This window comes from Variovorax sp. J2L1-78 (genome assembly GCF_030317205.1).
Taxonomy (GTDB): domain Bacteria; phylum Pseudomonadota; class Gammaproteobacteria; order Burkholderiales; family Burkholderiaceae_C; genus Variovorax; species Variovorax arabinosiphilus.
Window position 1 is genome coordinate 1,482,399 of the sequence record NZ_JASZYB010000001.1, and the last position, 15,153, is coordinate 1,497,551.

Genomic DNA, 15,153 nt, shown 5'->3' on the forward strand with positions numbered 1-15,153 from the left:
CCTTTCAGCGGTGGTTGTGTTCCGGCGACGCGAGGTAGAAGGTGTTCCAGTCCTGTGGTGTCGCGGCCTGCGCCAGTGCCTGGCGCGTCGCGCTGCTCAGGGCCGGCAGGCCATCGCGCACCGGCGCGGATTCCGCCAGCGGCGGGAACGGCGGCTTCTCCAGCGGCGCCTGGTTGTCGCCGCGGAACAGCACCGCACCGTTGGCGCCCAGGGCGCGCGCAATCTCGAAGCGCGTCGTCATCTGGCCGGCGCTGGCCCAGGCGTCCTGCGTGAGCGGATAGCCGTCGGGCGTCTCGTGCGCATAGAGCGTCTCACCCATGCGGTTGATCCAGCCGATCATCGGGTCCATGCTGGCCACCACACGCCCGCCGTAGGCCAGCCGCACGCTGCCGACCACGTAATGCACCGGGTCGCGGAACTTGCGACCCAGCGAGGCGGTGAACTCGGGCGACTCGAACATCGTCGTCAGCACCGCGGCGATGTCGCCGTCGCTGCGCTGGAAGGTGGCGCTCATGCGTTCGACCAGCGCGGGCGGCGGCACGTCGGCGACGAAGTACACGGCCAGCTTGTTCGCGATGAAGTGCGCGGTGGCGGGCGCACGCGCCAGCCGGTCGAGCGCCTCGTCCACCTCGGCCAGGCCGCGCTGCGTGATCGGCGCACCCAGCAGCGTCTTCGGGCCCATGTCGTGCCGGGCCGGGTTGAACTCGAACAAGCCGTCGCGCACGTAGGCCGCCTGCAGCTCGGGCCGCAGGCGCGGCGGCGGCGCGCCGTCCTCGCGCAGCGAAACGCCAACGCCGGTCAGCACCCGGGCCAGCGCCTGGACGTCGTCTTGCGAATAACCGCCACCGACACCCAGCGTGTGCAGTTCCATCAGCTCGCGGGCGTAGTTCTCGTTGAGGCGGTTCGCTGCGTTCTGCGCGTTGTCGAGGTAGCGCAGCATCGCCGGGTGGCGCAGCGTGGCGCCCAGCAGGTCGCGAAAGCGCCCCAGCGCATGCGGTCGGATGGCGGTCTCTTCGTAGTCGCCGACCAGCGCGCGCAGGTTGGCCTTGCGGGTGCTCACGTTGAAGTGGTTCATCCAGAACCAGGTCATCTGCGCCTGCAGCTGGTTGGGCGAGTACAGCGCGCGCAGCAGGAAACGCTGCTGCGCCTCGCGCGCCAGCTGGTTCAGCGCCTGCTGGTAGGCCTGCCGCGCGGCTTTCTTCGCGTCGTCGTCGGCCAGGGCGTCGGCCGCCTTGCGCTGGTCTTCCAGTTCGCGGGCGAGCTGCTCGAGCGGCGTGCGACTGATGCGCATCGCATCGATCTGCGCCTGCGCGGCGGCCGGCAGCGGGGCCGGCCTCGGGTGCAGTTGCGCGCCGAGCCAGCGTGGGACGCCGACCGACGCCACCTGCCGTGCGTCGTCGGCGTTCGCGCCCCAGCTCACGCGGTCGAGCCACTGGCGCTGCGCGGCCGCGTCGGCCGGCGCCACCGCGAGCGTCGGTGTCGGCACGCTGCTGCAGGCCGCGAGCAAGGCGACCACCGAGGCAACCAGGAGGCGCCACGTCGGTGCCGCGTTTTGCACAGCGGGAGATCGGAGGAACGACATGCCTGTTCAACCTTTCGCGAAACGCGCAGGTTGACAGGCCCGTGTCAACGCCGCGTGAAGACGGGTGACAAGGCGTCGCCCGTCAGGCGGTCTGGGTCTGCGGCGCGGCGGCGCCGGCGATCTGCCGCAAGGCGCGCTCGAAGACCTCGACCGGCTGCCCGCCCGAAATCAGATGCTGGTCGTTGATGATGACCGCCGGCACCGAATGGATGCCCGCCTCGGTGTACATGCGCTCGCGCTGCCGGGTCTCCTCGGCGTATTCGTCGCTCTCGAGGATGGCGCGCGCGCGCGCGGTGTCGAGCCCGACGTCGGCCACGGCACGCAGCAGCACGTCGTGGTCCGACGGGTTCTCGCCATCGGTGAAGTAGGCCTGCAGCAGCCGCTTCTTCAGCGCCTTCTGTGGGGCCTCGCCTTCCAGTTCGGCCCAGTGCAGCAGCCGGTGCGCGTCGAAGGTGTTCCAGATGCGCTTGCGCTTGTCGAGGCCGAAGGTGAAGCCGACCGCCGCACCACGCTGCCGGATCGCTTCGGCGTTGGTGCGCGCCTGCTCGGCCGAGATGCCGTACTTGCGCGTCAGGTGCTCGATGGTGTCCTCGCCCTCGGGCGCCATCTGCGGATTGAGTTCGAAGGGCTGGAAGTGCAGCTGCGCCGTGACGTCCGGCGCCACGCGCGCCAGTGCGGATTCCAGCGCGGTCAGCCCGATGGCGCACCAGGGGCAGGACACGTCGGAGACGAAATCGATCTTGAGATGAGCGGTCATGGGCGGGATTTTCTCTGGGTTCGCCGGATGCGGAATCAGGCCTTGATGATGCCCAGTCCGCGGGCACGGGGATCGCGTGCCGGGGGATCCCCCACTGGCCGCATGCCATCGGAGCCTTGCGCCACCCAGGGTAAACCACGAAAACCGACGTACTCACAACCGTCCTAGGATCGCGGGCGAGGCGACATCGTCTCAGCCGGAGAAACCATGGCCACCGAAGGATTCGTCTTTTCGAGCGAAGCCAGAAAAGCCTACGCGCCTGGCACGCCCGTGTTTGTCTGGATCGGCGACCTGCCCGTCGGCACGGTCAAGAGCGTCAAGATGTCACGTGATGGCGGCACCGTGGTGCTGCAGAACTTCGAGTATTCGCCGGCCTTCGTCTCGCCGAGCATCGCCTTGCGCAAGCTCGTCTTCCTGGAACTGACCGCCTTCCTGGCCCGGAACGCCGCGACGGGCTTCAAGATCGTCTACCGCTTCGAACATCGAACGACCGACGACATCGATGGCGTCGCGCTCGCCAATGCCCGCGCCAAGATGCTCGAAGGCATGGGCGCGACCCTGTCGAGCGTCGCGCCGCGCGTCGGATCGCAGGGTGGTGGCCACTTCGTGGTGGATGCGACCTGGCAGTGCAACGAGGCCAGCCTCGCCAAGTTGCACGCGGCGTTGTCGGCAACGCGCGCCGAGAATGCCAAGGAACGCAGCGCCACCTGGTTGAAGAGCCTGACCAGCAAGATCAAGAAGGGTCGCGGCGCCTGACCGGTGCGCGGGTCGTGCCTGTCCATGCGCAAGGCCGATCAGAACTTCCCGAGCGCATTCACGAAGAAGCCGCGGCTGCGATAACTCAGGTCGGTCAGGTTGTCCGAGTAGTCGGTGAAGTTGTAGCCGACGCCGACCTTGAAGTTCTCGTTGACATGGTAGTAGCCGGCGGTGAGCCAGCCGGTCTTCCGGTCGCCGCGACACGCCTTCAACCGAGCCCGAAGTGCTTCTGCATGCGTTCCTTGCACGCGCTCTGGCGTTCGGTTTCCAGGGCCGCCACGACCATCCAGGGGCCCGGGTCGTGCTGGAGTTCCAGCGCCAGTGCGCCCGCGATCGCAGGGGAAAGCCGCCCCCGGCTGCGCGCGGTCCGCAGGGCCTGCTCGGACAACCCCAGGCGTCGCGCCCACGACACCAGGCCGTCGCTCGCCAGGGCGAGGCTCAGCAACACCATCGTCGAGCGTGCGATGGGCACAGGCGCAGGCGCGTGCGATCGCGGGTCGAAGACGTCCATCATTCGCCCATCTGCCCGCAACTGGCGGCGCGTCGGTACAAGGGGGCGTGCGGCGTGGCGCGTAGCCGCCACGAACTGCGGCAACGAACGAAACTGCCGAGCAGCTGCAAGCCCAGGCGGGTGACTTCCGTCACCGTGGCGGGCGCCTGCAGGTGGCCGTGCAAGGTCCTGCGCGGTTCGGGGACGGAGGCCTTGAGCGATCCGCTCAACTGGAGGACCCGCACGAGTTCGATCTCGGCATCTTCCGCCACCATGACGGGCAGGCGCGCGCTCGCCAGTCGCTGAAGCAAGGCCAGAGGTCGTGGGTCGGACGGTGCGCTGTCGTTCGCGCGCAGGGTGGGATGCAAGTCGGTCATTCTTTCGGCGATGGCAAATTCGGCAGCAGGTCTTCGCACGGCGTTCGCCGCATGAAGTGCAAAGACGCGTCGTCGCAACAGGGCAAGGCCCTGCGGTCGACGGGCGCAAATGTAGAGAGCGTGCGAACAGCAATCAATCGAATTGACAATCCATGAGTTTTGAAGCGCCCCGAGGTGTCCGGACGCACGGCGCGGAATCAGCGCTCACCGGAGAAAGACGGGAGCGCACGTTTTGACAATGGTTGACATTCGTTGCCGCGATGGCGTCCGACAGGCCACTACACTTTGTTGCTGAAGGCGTTGACCTTTGTGGCTTCCTCCCCCTCACCAGGACCCTGAAGACAATGCGAGTTGCCGCGCTTGACGACGACACCGTTCAGCTTGACCTTGTGAAATGCACCCTGGAATCGATCGGCCATGACTGTCATGTCTATGCCGAAAGTGCCGCCCTCCGACGGGCGCTCCAGCGAGAGTCGTTCGACCTGCTGGTTCTCGACTGGCATCTCCCGGATGGCAATGGCCCCGACATCGTTCGATGGGTGCGCGCCAACGTGAAGGACCGCGTGCCGATCCTCTTCGTGACCAACCGGCATCAGGAACGCGACATCGTGGAGGGCCTGACGGCCGGTGCCGACGACTACATGGTCAAGCCGATGCGCGTGGGGGAACTGGTCGCGCGCGTGCGCGCCCTGCTGCGCCGCGCCTACGTCGAGCTGCCGCCCGACGAGCAGGTCTGGGGGCGGTACCGCTTTCTGCCGACGGTGCGTCGGCTCGAGGTGGATGGCGCGCCCGTCGCGCTCACACAGAAGGAATTCGATCTCGCCCTCTTCCTCTTCCAGAACCCGGGGCGGCTGCTGTCCCGCCAGCATCTGCTCGAGGCCATCTGGGGCAACGCGAATCCACCCGGCACGGAGTTGATGTCCCGGTCGCTCGACACCCACGTCTCGCGTGTGCGCAAGGTGCTCGGTCTGCGTCCGGAGGGGGGGTTCAGGCTCGCCTCCATCTACGGGCAAGGCTATCGATTCGAGACCGTCCTGGCGATGCCCGGTGGCCCGGATTGACGGTGCGCTCGCCGGGCTTGGCCGGGATCGAGGTCAGCCCTGGGCCCACACCACGGCGGCATTCCTCAGCAAGCTCTCGATCTCGTCCTGCTCACCCGGAGGAATCTCCGCCCCCGGAATCAGGGTCACGTAGCTGGCGACGAGGACGATGTCCCCCAGCGTGCGGCGCCAGTTGGCCGGCGCGTCGGCAGCGTCCAGGTCAGCGCGCATCGCCTCTGGCCCTGCCCCGCCGCCGGCTGGCAGCGACCGCAGCTGCAACACCCCGGCCCCGCCGTCCTTGGCGAAGGTGGGCGGGCAACCCGGTGGCAGCTCTCCCCGCAGGTCTCGCCACTCGCCAGGAACGGCGAGCCGGATCCAGCCGAAAGGGAAACTGACGACGGCCGATGCAGGGGCCATCGCTTGCACGACGAACCCTTCCCGCACTGCGCCGCCATCGGGTGATGCGGTCGAAAGCATTCGTAATTGTTGCCCAGGATGAAGCGCCGGGAAACAATTTATTCTCCGTTGAGCTCCAGCGTGGCGGCTAGCCCGCCCCGTGGCACTTCTTGTACTTCTTCCCGCTGCCACAGGGGCAGGGGTCGTTCCGCCCCGGCGTGGCTTCCTTGCGGATCGTCTCCACGCGCGGGCCCAGGCTCTTCCACAGCTGGCGCAGGTCGTACACCGCCCAGATCGCCTCGCCGAAGTCGTCGAGGCGGCGCTGGCTCACGCTGGGCGGGCCGTCCTCGGCGAACATCGAGACTTCGGGCTTGCCGGTGTCGTCCTCGGTCAGGGCGACGATCGACTGCAGCGCGTCGTCGAGCATGCCGGCGGCTTCCTTGTCGCGCGGCGCGGCCCAGTCGTCGGGGAAGTTCTCCACGGCGTACATGAAGCCCAGCGCCCACACTTGGGCGAAGGACGGGATGGCCTCGCCCTCGACCTCGGCGCGTTCGTCCTCGGGCAGCGAGGCGATGGCGCCGCGGGTGTCGAGCACCTCGGGCTGGAAGCTGCGGTCGTCGTCGAGCGCCTGCACGTCGGCGTCGAGCGCCTGCTCGATCTCCTGCCAGCGGCGCTTCCAGTGCCAGACAAACTCCATCTGCTGCGCGGGCACGAAGCTGTCGCCCAGCAGCACCGGCCAGTATTCGGAGGGCGCGATGGGGCGGCGGGCGCACACCAGCGCGGCGAGGAAGCCCTCGCAGAACTCCCATTGCGGAATCTCCTCGTCCTTCTCGCGCATGGCGTCGAGCAGGGTGTCGAGCAGGTCGAAATCCTCGGGGCCGAGGGCCTCGCGGTCGGTCGAGGGGGTGGGCGCGTCGGGCGCAGCGTCGGAATTCGTGGTCATGAAGGTGGCGGATTGAGCCCTCTATGATGCAGCAGGCTTCGGGAGACCCCCTATTTCGACCCCCACGTTTTCCATCTTTCCGGCCCGCTACACGGCCTTCGTCCTGTGTCTCGCCGGGCTCGCGGCCAGCGTGGCTGCGGTGGTGCTGCTGCCGCAGGCCTGGTTCGGCTGGGTCGCGCTGGCGGCGTTCGCCACGCTCGCCGGCACCGGCGTGCACGACCTGCGGCAGGCGCGCCATGCCATCCTGCGCAACTACCCGGTCATCGGCCACCTGCGCTTTCTGCTGGAGTACATCCGGCCGGAGATCCGCCAGTACTTCATCGAAAGCGACAGCGAAGCCGCGCCCTTCTCGCGCGCGCAGCGCTCGCTGGTCTACCAGCGCGCCAAGGGCGAGCCCGACAACCGGCCCTTCGGCACGCAGCTGAACGTCACCATCGCCGGCTACGAATGGATCAACCATTCGATGCAGCCGACCGCGCTGGCCGACCACGACTTCCGCATCGTCATCGGCGGCACGCCCAACCCGGCCACGCCGTCGGGCTTCACCTGCACGCAGCCCTACAGCGCCAGCGTCTTCAACATCTCGGCAATGAGCTTCGGTGCGCTGTCGGCCAACGCGGTGCTGGCATTGAACAAGGGCGCGAAGCTGGGCGGCTTTGCGCACGACACCGGCGAAGGCTCGATCTCGCAGCACCACCGCGTGCACGGCGGCGACCTGATCTGGGAGATCGGCTCGGGCTACTTCGGCTGCCGCAACGACGACGGCAGCTTCAGCGAGGAACGCTTCATCGTGAACGCCCGCGACCCGCAGGTGAAGATGGTCGAGATCAAGCTGAGCCAGGGCGCCAAGCCCGGCCACGGCGGTGTGCTGCCGGGGCCGAAGGTGACGGCCGAGATCTCGGCCGCGCGCGGCGTGCCGGTCGGCGTCGACTGCATTTCGCCCTCGTCGCACAGCGCCTTCTCGACGCCGGTCGAGATGATGCATTTCGTCGCCCGCTTGCGCGAACTGTCGGGCGGCAAGCCGACCGGCTTCAAGTTCTGCGTGGGCCACCCGTGGGAATGGTTCGCCATCGTCAAGGCGATGCTGGCCACCGGCATCACGCCGGACTTCATCGTGGTCGACGGGGCCGAGGGCGGTACCGGCGCGGCGCCGGTCGAGTTCATCGACCATGTCGGCGCGCCGCTGCAGGAAGGCCTGCTGCTGGTGCACAACACGCTGGTGGGCGTGGGGCTGCGCAGCCGCATCAAGATCGGCTGCGCGGGCAAGGTGATCACCGCCTTCGACCTCGCGCGGATGATGGCGCTGGGCGCCGACTGGTGCAACGCCGGCCGCGGCTTCATGATGGCGCTGGGTTGCATCCAGGCACAGAGCTGCCACACCGGCCACTGCCCGACCGGCGTGACCACGCAGGACCCGGTGCGCCAGCAGGCGCTGGTGGTGCCCGACAAGGCCGACCGCGTGCGCAACTTCCACCGCAGCACGCTGCATGCGCTGCAGGAGCTGGTGCAGGCCGCGGGGCTCGACCACCCTCAGCAAATCACCGCGCACCACATCGTGCGGCGCATCTCCGACACCGAGGTGCGGCTGCTGAGCAACCTGGTGATGCAGGTGCAGCCGGGCGCCCTGCTCGGCCCGCTCGACCGCCAGCACACCGTGTTCCGCATGTACTGGCCGCTGGCCAGCGCACACAGCTTCCAGCCGATGGCGCAGGACATGCCTGAGCCGGTCGACCAGGCATTGGCCGCATGAATCCCCTGAGACGCGGCGGCGGCAGCGGGGGCCGCATCCAGATGCGCAAGGGTGCCGCGTCGGCACCCGCGCCGCTCGAGGCGGGCGCACCCGATGCGAAGCCGGGCGACTACGCCGACTTCCTGCGCAGCATGTTGCCGCGGCAACCCCAGCCGGTGGCCAGCCACCGCCTCGGCGCCGAACGCGTCTGGCTCAAGAAGGCCGGGCCGCGCCACGGCAAATGGGGCTACCGGCTGCTGGGGCTGATCGCCCGCCTTCTCCGGCTCGACGTGCTCACGCCGGTGCCCAACCCGGGCGGCGAGGCGGCCATCGCCATCGAAGGCCGGCGCCTGCGCGAACTGGGCGCGGCGGGCCTGCGCGTGCCGGCCGTGCTGGCGCAACAGAGCGACGGCCTGCTGATGTCCGACCTGGGCGAGAGCCGCGCGACCGTGCTCGTGTTGCGCGAGCGGCTCGAACAGGCCGCCGTCGTCGGCCCCGCCGCCCTGCTGGCCGCCTGGCGCGATGGCCTGAACGCCATCGCCACCGTCCACGCGCGCGACCTCTACCTGAGCCAGGCCTTCGACCGCAACCTTGTGCAATGCCCCGACGGCGTGATCGGCTACATCGATTTCGAGGACGACCCCGGCGAGACGCTGGGCCTGGCCGAATGCCAGGTGCGCGACTGGCTCAGCTACCTGCACTCCACCGCGATGCTGGTGCGGGCCGCCTCGCCCCAAGCTGCGGGCGAGCACTGGCATGCGGTGCAGGCCGACGCCAGCGATGCGGTGCGCGAACGCATCGCCCACGCCGCACGGCGCATGCGCTGGCTGCGGCACCTGCCCGAAGGACGGCGCTGGGGCCGCGACACGCAGCGGGTGCGTGCGTCAGCGCGGCTGCTGGGTCGCTGGTACAGCCCCGGCCTCTGACGGACCCTGCCCGCTGGCGTCGATGGCACTGCGCAGATCGGCCGGCACCTCGATCGAACGGTGGGTCTCGAGCGAGGTCGTGACCAGCACCTGTTCCACGCGCATGCGCAGCTCCTCGCTGCCGTCGGCCGCGCGGCCGATGCAGCGCAGGTCGAGCGTCAGCGAACGGCCGCCCAGCCGCTTCACCGCCAGCTGCAGCCGGACGCGGTCCCCCATCCGGCTGACTGCGCGGAACTCGGCCTCCAGCCGTACGGTCGGCAGGCCGATGCGGCGCTCGACGATCAGCCGCCGATAGCCCACGCCGAGCCCCTCCTCGACCCAGTCTTCGACCAGACCGTTGAACATCACGAAGTACTGCGGGTAGAACACGATGCCGGCCGGATCGCAGTCGGAAAACCGGATCAGGCGCTCGCGCAGGAAGGGCACGGCGCTCATGGCTCATCCTGCAGCAGGTGCACACGCAGCGCACCGAGCTGCGCATGCAGCTGCTGCACCGTGGCGCCGTCGAGCGCGGAGAACATCCCGAGGATCCATTGCTCGTGTTCCTTCGCCATGGATTCGAAGGCGCGCCGGCCCTGCGGCGTCAGGCTGACGATCCAGGAGCGCCGGTCGTCCGGGCTGCTGCGGCGCGTGACGGCGCCCTCGCGCTCGAGTTCGTCGGTGAGGGCGGTCACGTTGCCGCCGGTCACCATCAGGTAGCGCGACAGCGCCCGCATCGAGAGGCCCTCGCGGTAGCGGTGCAGTTGCGCCAGGTAGTCGAAGCGCGCCAGCGTGATGCCGAAGCGCTCGCGCAGCCGGGTCCGGATCTCGCGTTCGATCTGCGTCGTGGTGGCGAGCATGCGCAGCCAGAGCCGGAGCACCGCGTGGTCGCCACTGCCGGCACGCGCCTCGTGGCCGAGTTCGCTGGCGCGGCTGAGCAAGGTGTGCGAGGGGTCGTTGGCCTTCATGACTGGGCTTCCCGTGCGATGCCGGCGCGCTCAGCGCTGGCGGTCCCAGGTGCTCGGCGTCACGCCGCGCTCGCGCAGGCGGAACTTCTGCACCTTGCCGTTCTCGGTGCGCGGCAGGTCGTCGACCAGGTCGATGTAGCGCGGGATCGCGAAGTACGGCAGGCGGCCGTCGCAGTAGCCCGCGAGGTCGGCGGGCGTGACGGCGGCATCGGGCCGCAGGATGACCGAGGCCATCACCTCGTCCTCCGCCAGCTCGGAGCGCACGGGGTAGACCACCACCGTCGCCACCGCCGGATGGCCCTGCAGCACCTGCTCGACCTCGTACGACGAGATGTTCTCGCCCCGGCGCCGGATCGCGTCCTTCAGGCGGTCGATGAAGCGGAAGGCGCCGTCGGGCTCGCGCACCACCCGGTCGCCGGTATGGAACCACAGATTGCGCCAGGCCTCCACCGTCTTGTCCGGCAGGTTGAAGTAGCCGGTCGCGAAGGCGAAGGGCTCGTCGGCGCGCAGCAGCAGTTCGCCGGCCTCGCCGTCGGGCAGCGGCGCGTCGAAGGCGTCGGCCACCCGGGCCTCGAAGCCCGGCTGCAACCAGCCCATGACGCCGGCGCGTTCGCTGTCCGGTCGGGTGGCGATGACGAAATTGGTTTCGGTCGAGCCGTAGCCTTCGAGCAGCCTGACGCCGGTGCGCTCGCGGAAGGCGGCACTGGCCGAGGCCGGCACGCCGGGACCGAGCCCGGTGCGCACCCGGTGCGCCCGCTCGCCCGCGCCGGCCGGCTGGGCCAGCAGGATCGGCACCATCGCGCCGAGCAGGTAGACCACCGTGGCGCCGCAGGCCTGCATCGCGGGCCAGAAGCCCGAGGCCGAGAAGCGCGGCAGGAACACCACCTCGCCGCCCGTGAGCGAGGCCTGGGCGAAGGTGTTGAGCGCATTGATGTGGAACAGCGGCAGCGTGGTGGCCAGCACGTCGTCCGGCCCCAGGCCCAGGATGCGTGCGGTGTTGGCGCCCCAGCCGTGGTACTGGGCATGCGGGCAGACCACGCCCTTGGCCGGGCCGGTGGTGCCGGAGGTGTAGAGGATGGCAAGCGGATCGCCCGGCTGCACCGCCGCGGGGGCCACCGCATCGCCGGCCGGCGGATAGGCCTCGCAGCGCAGGCCCTGCGGCGCGGGCATCGGCCCCTCGCCGCCCACCACCCAGACGCATTCGAGCGCGGTGCCGACCAGTTCGGCGGTCTGCAGCCGCTCGACGAAAGGCGCTTCCACCACCATCAGCCGCGCACCGCTGTCGGCCAGGAAGTACGCGATCTGCGGCCCCATCGAGGCGGAATTGATCGGCACCGACACCGCACCGATCCACCCGCAGGCCAGGAACACCTCGAGGAACTCGGCCCGGTTGCCGCACAGGATCGCCACCCGGTCGCCGCGCCCGACACCGGCGGCCTGCAACGCGGCGGCCCGCCGGGCCACGGCGTCCACCGCATCGGCATGCGTCCAGCGCACGCCGCCCACGGTCAGCAGCGGCCGGGCACCCAGCGCCGCAGCCTGCTGCTGCAGCAGCAGCGGCACGGTGCGCTCGGCCAGCGGCCAGGCATGGTCGACCAGGCGCGCGGCGGTGTCAGTCGTCATGGGTTCCGCCCCCCAGGTAGGTCGCCTGCACCCGCGGGTCGCTCGCCAGCGACTGCGACGCGCCGTGCAGCGCGATCTCGCCGGTCTCCAGCACATAGCCTTCGTCGGAACTCTCCAGCGCCGCGCGCGCGTTCTGCTCCACCAGCAGGATCGACACGCCGTCGTCGCGCAGGCCGCGCACGATGGCGAGGATGTCGCGCACGATCAGCGGCGCGAGGCCGAGGCTGGGCTCGTCGAGCATCAGCAGCCGCGGCCCCGACATCAACGCCCGCCCCACAGCCAGCATCTGCCGCTCACCGCCCGAGAGCGTGTCGGCGCGCTGTGCCTTGCGTTCCGCCAGCCGCGGAAAGCGCTCGTAGACGGCGCCCAGCCGCTTCTTCAGCACGTCGCTGCGGAGCCGCCGCGAGAAGGCGCCCAGCTGCAGGTTGTCCAGCACGCTGAGCTCGCCGAAGAGCTCGCGCTTCTCCGGCACGAGCACCAGGCCGCGCTCCACCCGCGACTCGACGTCCAGGCCGTGCAGGTCCTCGCCTTCGAAGCGCAACACGCCCTTCGACGGCAGCAGGCCCATGGCCGCGGCCAGCAGCGTGGTCTTGCCCGCGCCGTTGGGCCCGATCACCGACACGATCTGGCCCTTGTCGAGCGAGAGCGACACGCCGCGCACGGCGTCCACCTGCCCGTACGAGACGTGCAGGTCACCGATCTCCAGCATCGCGGCGCTCATACGACGCTCCCGAGGTAGGCCGCCTGCACGCGCTCGTCGGCGCGCACCGCCGCGGGCACGCCTTCCACCAGCTTGGAGCCGAAGTTCATCACCACCAGGCGGTCGACGAGTTTCATGACGAAGTCCATGTCGTGTTCGACGATGAGGATGGTCACGCCCTCCTCCCGAAGCTTGCGCAGCAGCTCGCCCAGCGCCATCTTTTCCTTGCGGCGCAGACCGGCCGCCGGCTCGTCGAGCACGAGCAGCACCGGGTCGGCCGCCAGCGCGCGGGCGATCTCCAAGATGCGCTGGGTGCCCAGCGGCAGGCTGCCGGCCAGCTCGTGGGACCGGTCGCCCAGACCGATGCGCGCCAGCTGGCGCTGCGCCTCCTGCAACACCTGCTGCTCCTCGGCCCGGTCGAGCCGCAGCCCGGCCTTGAGCACGCCCGCGCCGGTGCGCGCATAGGCGCCGAGCGCGACGTTGTCCAGCAGCGTCATCTGAGGACGCAGCTTCACGTGCTGGAAGGTGCGCGCCAGGCCCAGCCGCGCGACCTCGCGCTGCGGCAGGCCGGCGATGTCCCGGTCGAGGAAGCGCACCTTGCCGGCCGTCATCGGCGCGGTGCAGGTCAGCAGGTTGAACATGGTCGACTTGCCGGCGCCGTTGGGACCGATCAGGCCGATGATCTCGCCGGCGTTCACCTCGAAGCTCACGTCGTTCACCGCCACCAGACCACCGAAGCGCTTGACCGCGCCCTCGACCGACAGGATGCGGGTGCCGCGCACCGGCAGCGCACGCTGCGGCAGCGGTGCCACCGGTTCGGCGGGGGCCGTGGCCGGCGGCGCCTGGAAGCGGCCCTGGGTGATGCGCCGCACGAAGCCCATCAGCCCGCTGCGCGCGAAGTGCAGCAGCAGGATGAAGAGCGTCGCGAAGGCGATGGCCTCAAGCTGGCCGGCGCGTTGCGTGAGCATCGGCAGCACGTCCTGCAGCCCGTTCTTGAGCACCAGCACCAGCGCCGCACCGACGAGCGCACCCATGAGCTGGCCGAGTCCGCCGGCCACCGCCATCAGCAGGTACTCGATGCTGGCGCGCACGTCGAAGGGCGCCGGGCTCACGAAGCGGTTCATGTGCGCATAGAGCCAGCCCGCGACGCCCGCGAGCAAGGCCGCGGTGACGAAGAGCGTGAGCCGCACGCGGTAAGCGTCCGCCCCCACGCTGGCCAGCAGGGTGGCGCCACCGCGCAGCCCGCGGATCGCGCGGCCCGGCCGCGACTGCAACAGGTTCTGGCTGAACAGGAAGGCCAGGCCGACGATGCTCCAGATCAGGTAGTAGATCGAGCGCGGGTCCGACAGCACCCAGGTGCCGACGCGCAGCGCCGGGATGTTCGACAGGCCGGTGTGCCGGCCCAGCGCATCGACGTTGCCGAAGAGCATCGCGATCGACAGCCCCCACGCAATGGTCGACAGCGGCAGGAAGTGCCCGCCCAGGCGCAGCGTGAGCATGCCGATGGCCAGCGCCGACAGCCCGGTGAGCAGCAGCGCGAACAGCAGCCCGATCCAGGGCGAGAGCCCCTGCGTGGTGGTGAGCCAGGCGGTCGCGTAGGCCGCGATGCCGACGAAGGCGGCCTGCCCGAAGGACGTGGCCCCGCCCACGCCGGTCAGCAGCACCAGGCCCAGCGCGACCAGGGCGCCGATCCCGATGTCGTTCATCAGCGAGACGGTGAAGTTGCCGGCCACGAGCGGCGCCAGCGCGAAGGCGAGCACCACCAGGCCGAGCCAGAGGCGGCGCGAGAAGCGGCTGGACGAAGGACTGGAAGAACGGGCGCTCATTGGTCCACCTCGTCGTCTTCCTCTTCCGAATGCACGCTTAGGAAGGACCGCAGCATCAGCACCGGGATCAGCAGGCTGAAGACGATCACGTCCTTCAGCGCACCGCTCCAGAACGACGCGAAGCTCTCGACCAGGCCGACCGCGATCGCCCCGACCGCGGTGATCGGGTAACTCACCAGGCCGCCGATGATGGCCGCCACGAAGGCCTTCAGGCCGATGATGAAGCCGGAGTCGTAGTACATGGTCGTCACCGGCGCGATCAGCACGCCGATCAGCCCGGCCAGCAGCGACGCGCAGCCGTACGCCAGGATGGCGGTGCGCGCCGGCCGGATGCCGACCAGCCGCGCCCCCACCCGGTTCACGGCCGTCGCCCGCAGCGCCTTGCCGGCCACGGTGCGCTCGAACACCAGGAAGAACAGGCCGCTCAGCACCACGGCAGAGCCGACCATCAGGATCACCTGCGCGCTGACGGTGAAGCCGTCGCCCAGGGTCAGCACACCCGAAGCCAGCGGCTGGGTGCGCGAGCCTTCGGGCCCAAAGAACAGCAGGCCCAGGCCCGACAGCAGGAAGTGCAGCGCCAGCGAGACGATCAGCAGCACCAGCACCGAGGCATCGGCGATGGGCTGGAACACAATGCGCGCCAGCAGCGGCGCGATCGGCACCACCAGCAGCACCGACGCGACGATCTGCACCGCCGCCGGCATGCCGCTGCGCGCAGCCAGCCAGGCCAGCAGGCAGGGAACCGCCGGCAGCAGGCCCCAGAGGGCAATCGCCTTCGGGATGCGCGCGGCCTCGTGGCGGCGCACCAGCGCGACCACTTCGACCAACACCGCGATGGCAGCCAGTGTGAGCACCAGGCCAATGGTCGGCGGCGTGCGGCCGGTCTCGAAGGCGGCGAGCGTCAGCGCCGCGAAGGCGGCGACGTCGCCGAAGGGTACGAAGACGACCCGGGTGACCGAGAAGATCAGCACCAGGCCGAGCCCGGCGAGCAGGTACACCGCGCCGTTGGCCAGGCCGTCGATGCCGAGGATGAGTGCAATGTCCCAGCTCATCGTGCGCTG

General features: G+C 69.8%; 17 protein-coding genes. 4 read left to right on the plus strand and 13 right to left on the minus strand.

Annotated features, from left to right (window positions below):
- Window positions 1-4 precede the first annotated feature (4 nt).
- Window positions 5-1,582 carry a DUF1800 domain-containing protein gene (locus tag QTH86_RS07105; protein WP_286649416.1) on the minus strand — a complete coding sequence of 526 codons (1,578 nt, stop codon included), beginning with the start codon at window positions 1,580-1,582 and terminating at the stop codon, window positions 5-7.
- 82 nt (window positions 1,583-1,664) lie between these two features.
- Window positions 1,665-2,339: a DsbA family oxidoreductase gene (locus QTH86_RS07110; protein ID WP_286645375.1), complete on the minus strand. Its 675-nt coding sequence runs from the start codon at window positions 2,337-2,339 to the stop codon at window positions 1,665-1,667.
- 207 nt (window positions 2,340-2,546) lie between these two features.
- On the opposite strand from QTH86_RS07110, the gene QTH86_RS07115 reads away from it, so the two are divergent.
- Window positions 2,547-3,095: a hypothetical protein gene (locus QTH86_RS07115; protein ID WP_286645374.1), complete on the plus strand. Its 549-nt coding sequence runs from the start codon at window positions 2,547-2,549 to the stop codon at window positions 3,093-3,095.
- Window positions 3,096-3,133: 38 nt separating this feature from the next.
- Here the strand turns inward: QTH86_RS07115 and QTH86_RS07120 are convergent, their stop codons facing one another.
- The 3 genes from QTH86_RS07120 to QTH86_RS07130 are packed head-to-tail and all read right to left on the minus strand — an operon-like array spanning window position 3,134 to window position 3,953.
- On the minus strand, window positions 3,134-3,307 hold the full coding sequence (locus tag QTH86_RS07120) for a hypothetical protein (RefSeq protein ID WP_286645373.1): 174 nt from the start codon (window positions 3,305-3,307) through the stop codon (window positions 3,134-3,136).
- Entirely contained in the window at window positions 3,304-3,567 is a 264-nt protein-coding gene (locus QTH86_RS07125) for a hypothetical protein (protein WP_286649358.1), read from the minus strand. The genes QTH86_RS07120 and QTH86_RS07125 overlap by 4 nt, the downstream gene beginning before the upstream one ends.
- A 38-nt stretch (window positions 3,568-3,605) precedes the next feature.
- Window positions 3,606-3,953, minus strand: coding sequence for a hypothetical protein (locus tag QTH86_RS07130; RefSeq protein ID WP_286645371.1), 348 nt, complete (start codon window positions 3,951-3,953; stop codon window positions 3,606-3,608).
- Between the two features lie 353 nt (window positions 3,954-4,306).
- Here QTH86_RS07130 and QTH86_RS07135 point away from each other — a divergent pair, with 353 nt between their 5' ends.
- Window positions 4,307-5,023: a response regulator transcription factor gene (locus QTH86_RS07135; protein WP_286645370.1), complete on the plus strand. Its 717-nt coding sequence runs from the start codon at window positions 4,307-4,309 to the stop codon at window positions 5,021-5,023.
- 33 nt (window positions 5,024-5,056) lie between these two features.
- On the opposite strand, the gene QTH86_RS07140 is transcribed toward QTH86_RS07135, so the two are convergent.
- Both QTH86_RS07140 and QTH86_RS07145 read right to left on the minus strand, forming a co-directional pair.
- Window positions 5,057-5,479: a hypothetical protein gene (locus QTH86_RS07140; protein WP_286645369.1), complete on the minus strand. Its 423-nt coding sequence runs from the start codon at window positions 5,477-5,479 to the stop codon at window positions 5,057-5,059.
- Window positions 5,480-5,546: 67 nt separating this feature from the next.
- Window positions 5,547-6,341, minus strand: coding sequence for a YecA/YgfB family protein (locus QTH86_RS07145; RefSeq protein WP_286645368.1), 795 nt, complete (start codon window positions 6,339-6,341; stop codon window positions 5,547-5,549).
- A gap of 52 nt (window positions 6,342-6,393) precedes the next feature.
- Here QTH86_RS07145 and QTH86_RS07150 point away from each other — a divergent pair, with 52 nt between their 5' ends.
- Window positions 6,394-8,091, plus strand: coding sequence for an FMN-binding glutamate synthase family protein (locus QTH86_RS07150; RefSeq protein ID WP_444813795.1), 1,698 nt, complete (start codon window positions 6,394-6,396; stop codon window positions 8,089-8,091).
- Window positions 8,088-8,996 carry a BUD32 family EKC/KEOPS complex subunit gene (locus QTH86_RS07155; protein WP_286645366.1) on the plus strand — a complete coding sequence of 303 codons (909 nt, stop codon included), beginning with the start codon at window positions 8,088-8,090 and terminating at the stop codon, window positions 8,994-8,996. The genes QTH86_RS07150 and QTH86_RS07155 overlap by 4 nt, the downstream gene beginning before the upstream one ends.
- Here the strand turns inward: QTH86_RS07155 and QTH86_RS07160 are convergent.
- From QTH86_RS07160 to QTH86_RS07185, 6 genes are read right to left on the minus strand one after another with little or no spacing between them, the layout of a single operon-like run.
- Window positions 8,955-9,431, minus strand: a complete 477-nt coding sequence (locus QTH86_RS07160; protein ID WP_286645365.1) for an acyl-CoA thioesterase — start codon at window positions 9,429-9,431, stop codon at window positions 8,955-8,957. The two genes, QTH86_RS07155 and QTH86_RS07160, sit on opposite strands and share 42 nt — an antisense overlap.
- Entirely contained in the window at window positions 9,428-9,943 is a 516-nt protein-coding gene (locus QTH86_RS07165; protein WP_286645364.1) for a MarR family winged helix-turn-helix transcriptional regulator, read from the minus strand. The genes QTH86_RS07160 and QTH86_RS07165 overlap by 4 nt, the downstream gene beginning before the upstream one ends.
- A gap of 30 nt (window positions 9,944-9,973) precedes the next feature.
- Window positions 9,974-11,566 carry an ATP-dependent acyl-CoA ligase gene (locus QTH86_RS07170; RefSeq protein WP_286645363.1) on the minus strand — a complete coding sequence of 531 codons (1,593 nt, stop codon included), beginning with the start codon at window positions 11,564-11,566 and terminating at the stop codon, window positions 9,974-9,976.
- A complete protein-coding gene (locus tag QTH86_RS07175; protein ID WP_286645362.1) occupies window positions 11,556-12,287 on the minus strand; it encodes an ABC transporter ATP-binding protein in 732 nt (243 codons plus the stop codon). The genes QTH86_RS07170 and QTH86_RS07175 overlap by 11 nt, the downstream gene beginning before the upstream one ends.
- Window positions 12,284-14,092, minus strand: coding sequence for a branched-chain amino acid ABC transporter ATP-binding protein/permease (locus QTH86_RS07180; protein ID WP_286645361.1), 1,809 nt, complete (start codon window positions 14,090-14,092; stop codon window positions 12,284-12,286). Before QTH86_RS07180 ends, QTH86_RS07175 begins: the two co-directional genes overlap by 4 nt.
- Entirely contained in the window at window positions 14,089-15,144 is a 1,056-nt protein-coding gene (locus QTH86_RS07185) for a branched-chain amino acid ABC transporter permease (RefSeq protein WP_286645360.1), read from the minus strand. The genes QTH86_RS07180 and QTH86_RS07185 overlap by 4 nt, the downstream gene beginning before the upstream one ends.
- Window positions 15,145-15,153 lie beyond the last annotated feature (9 nt).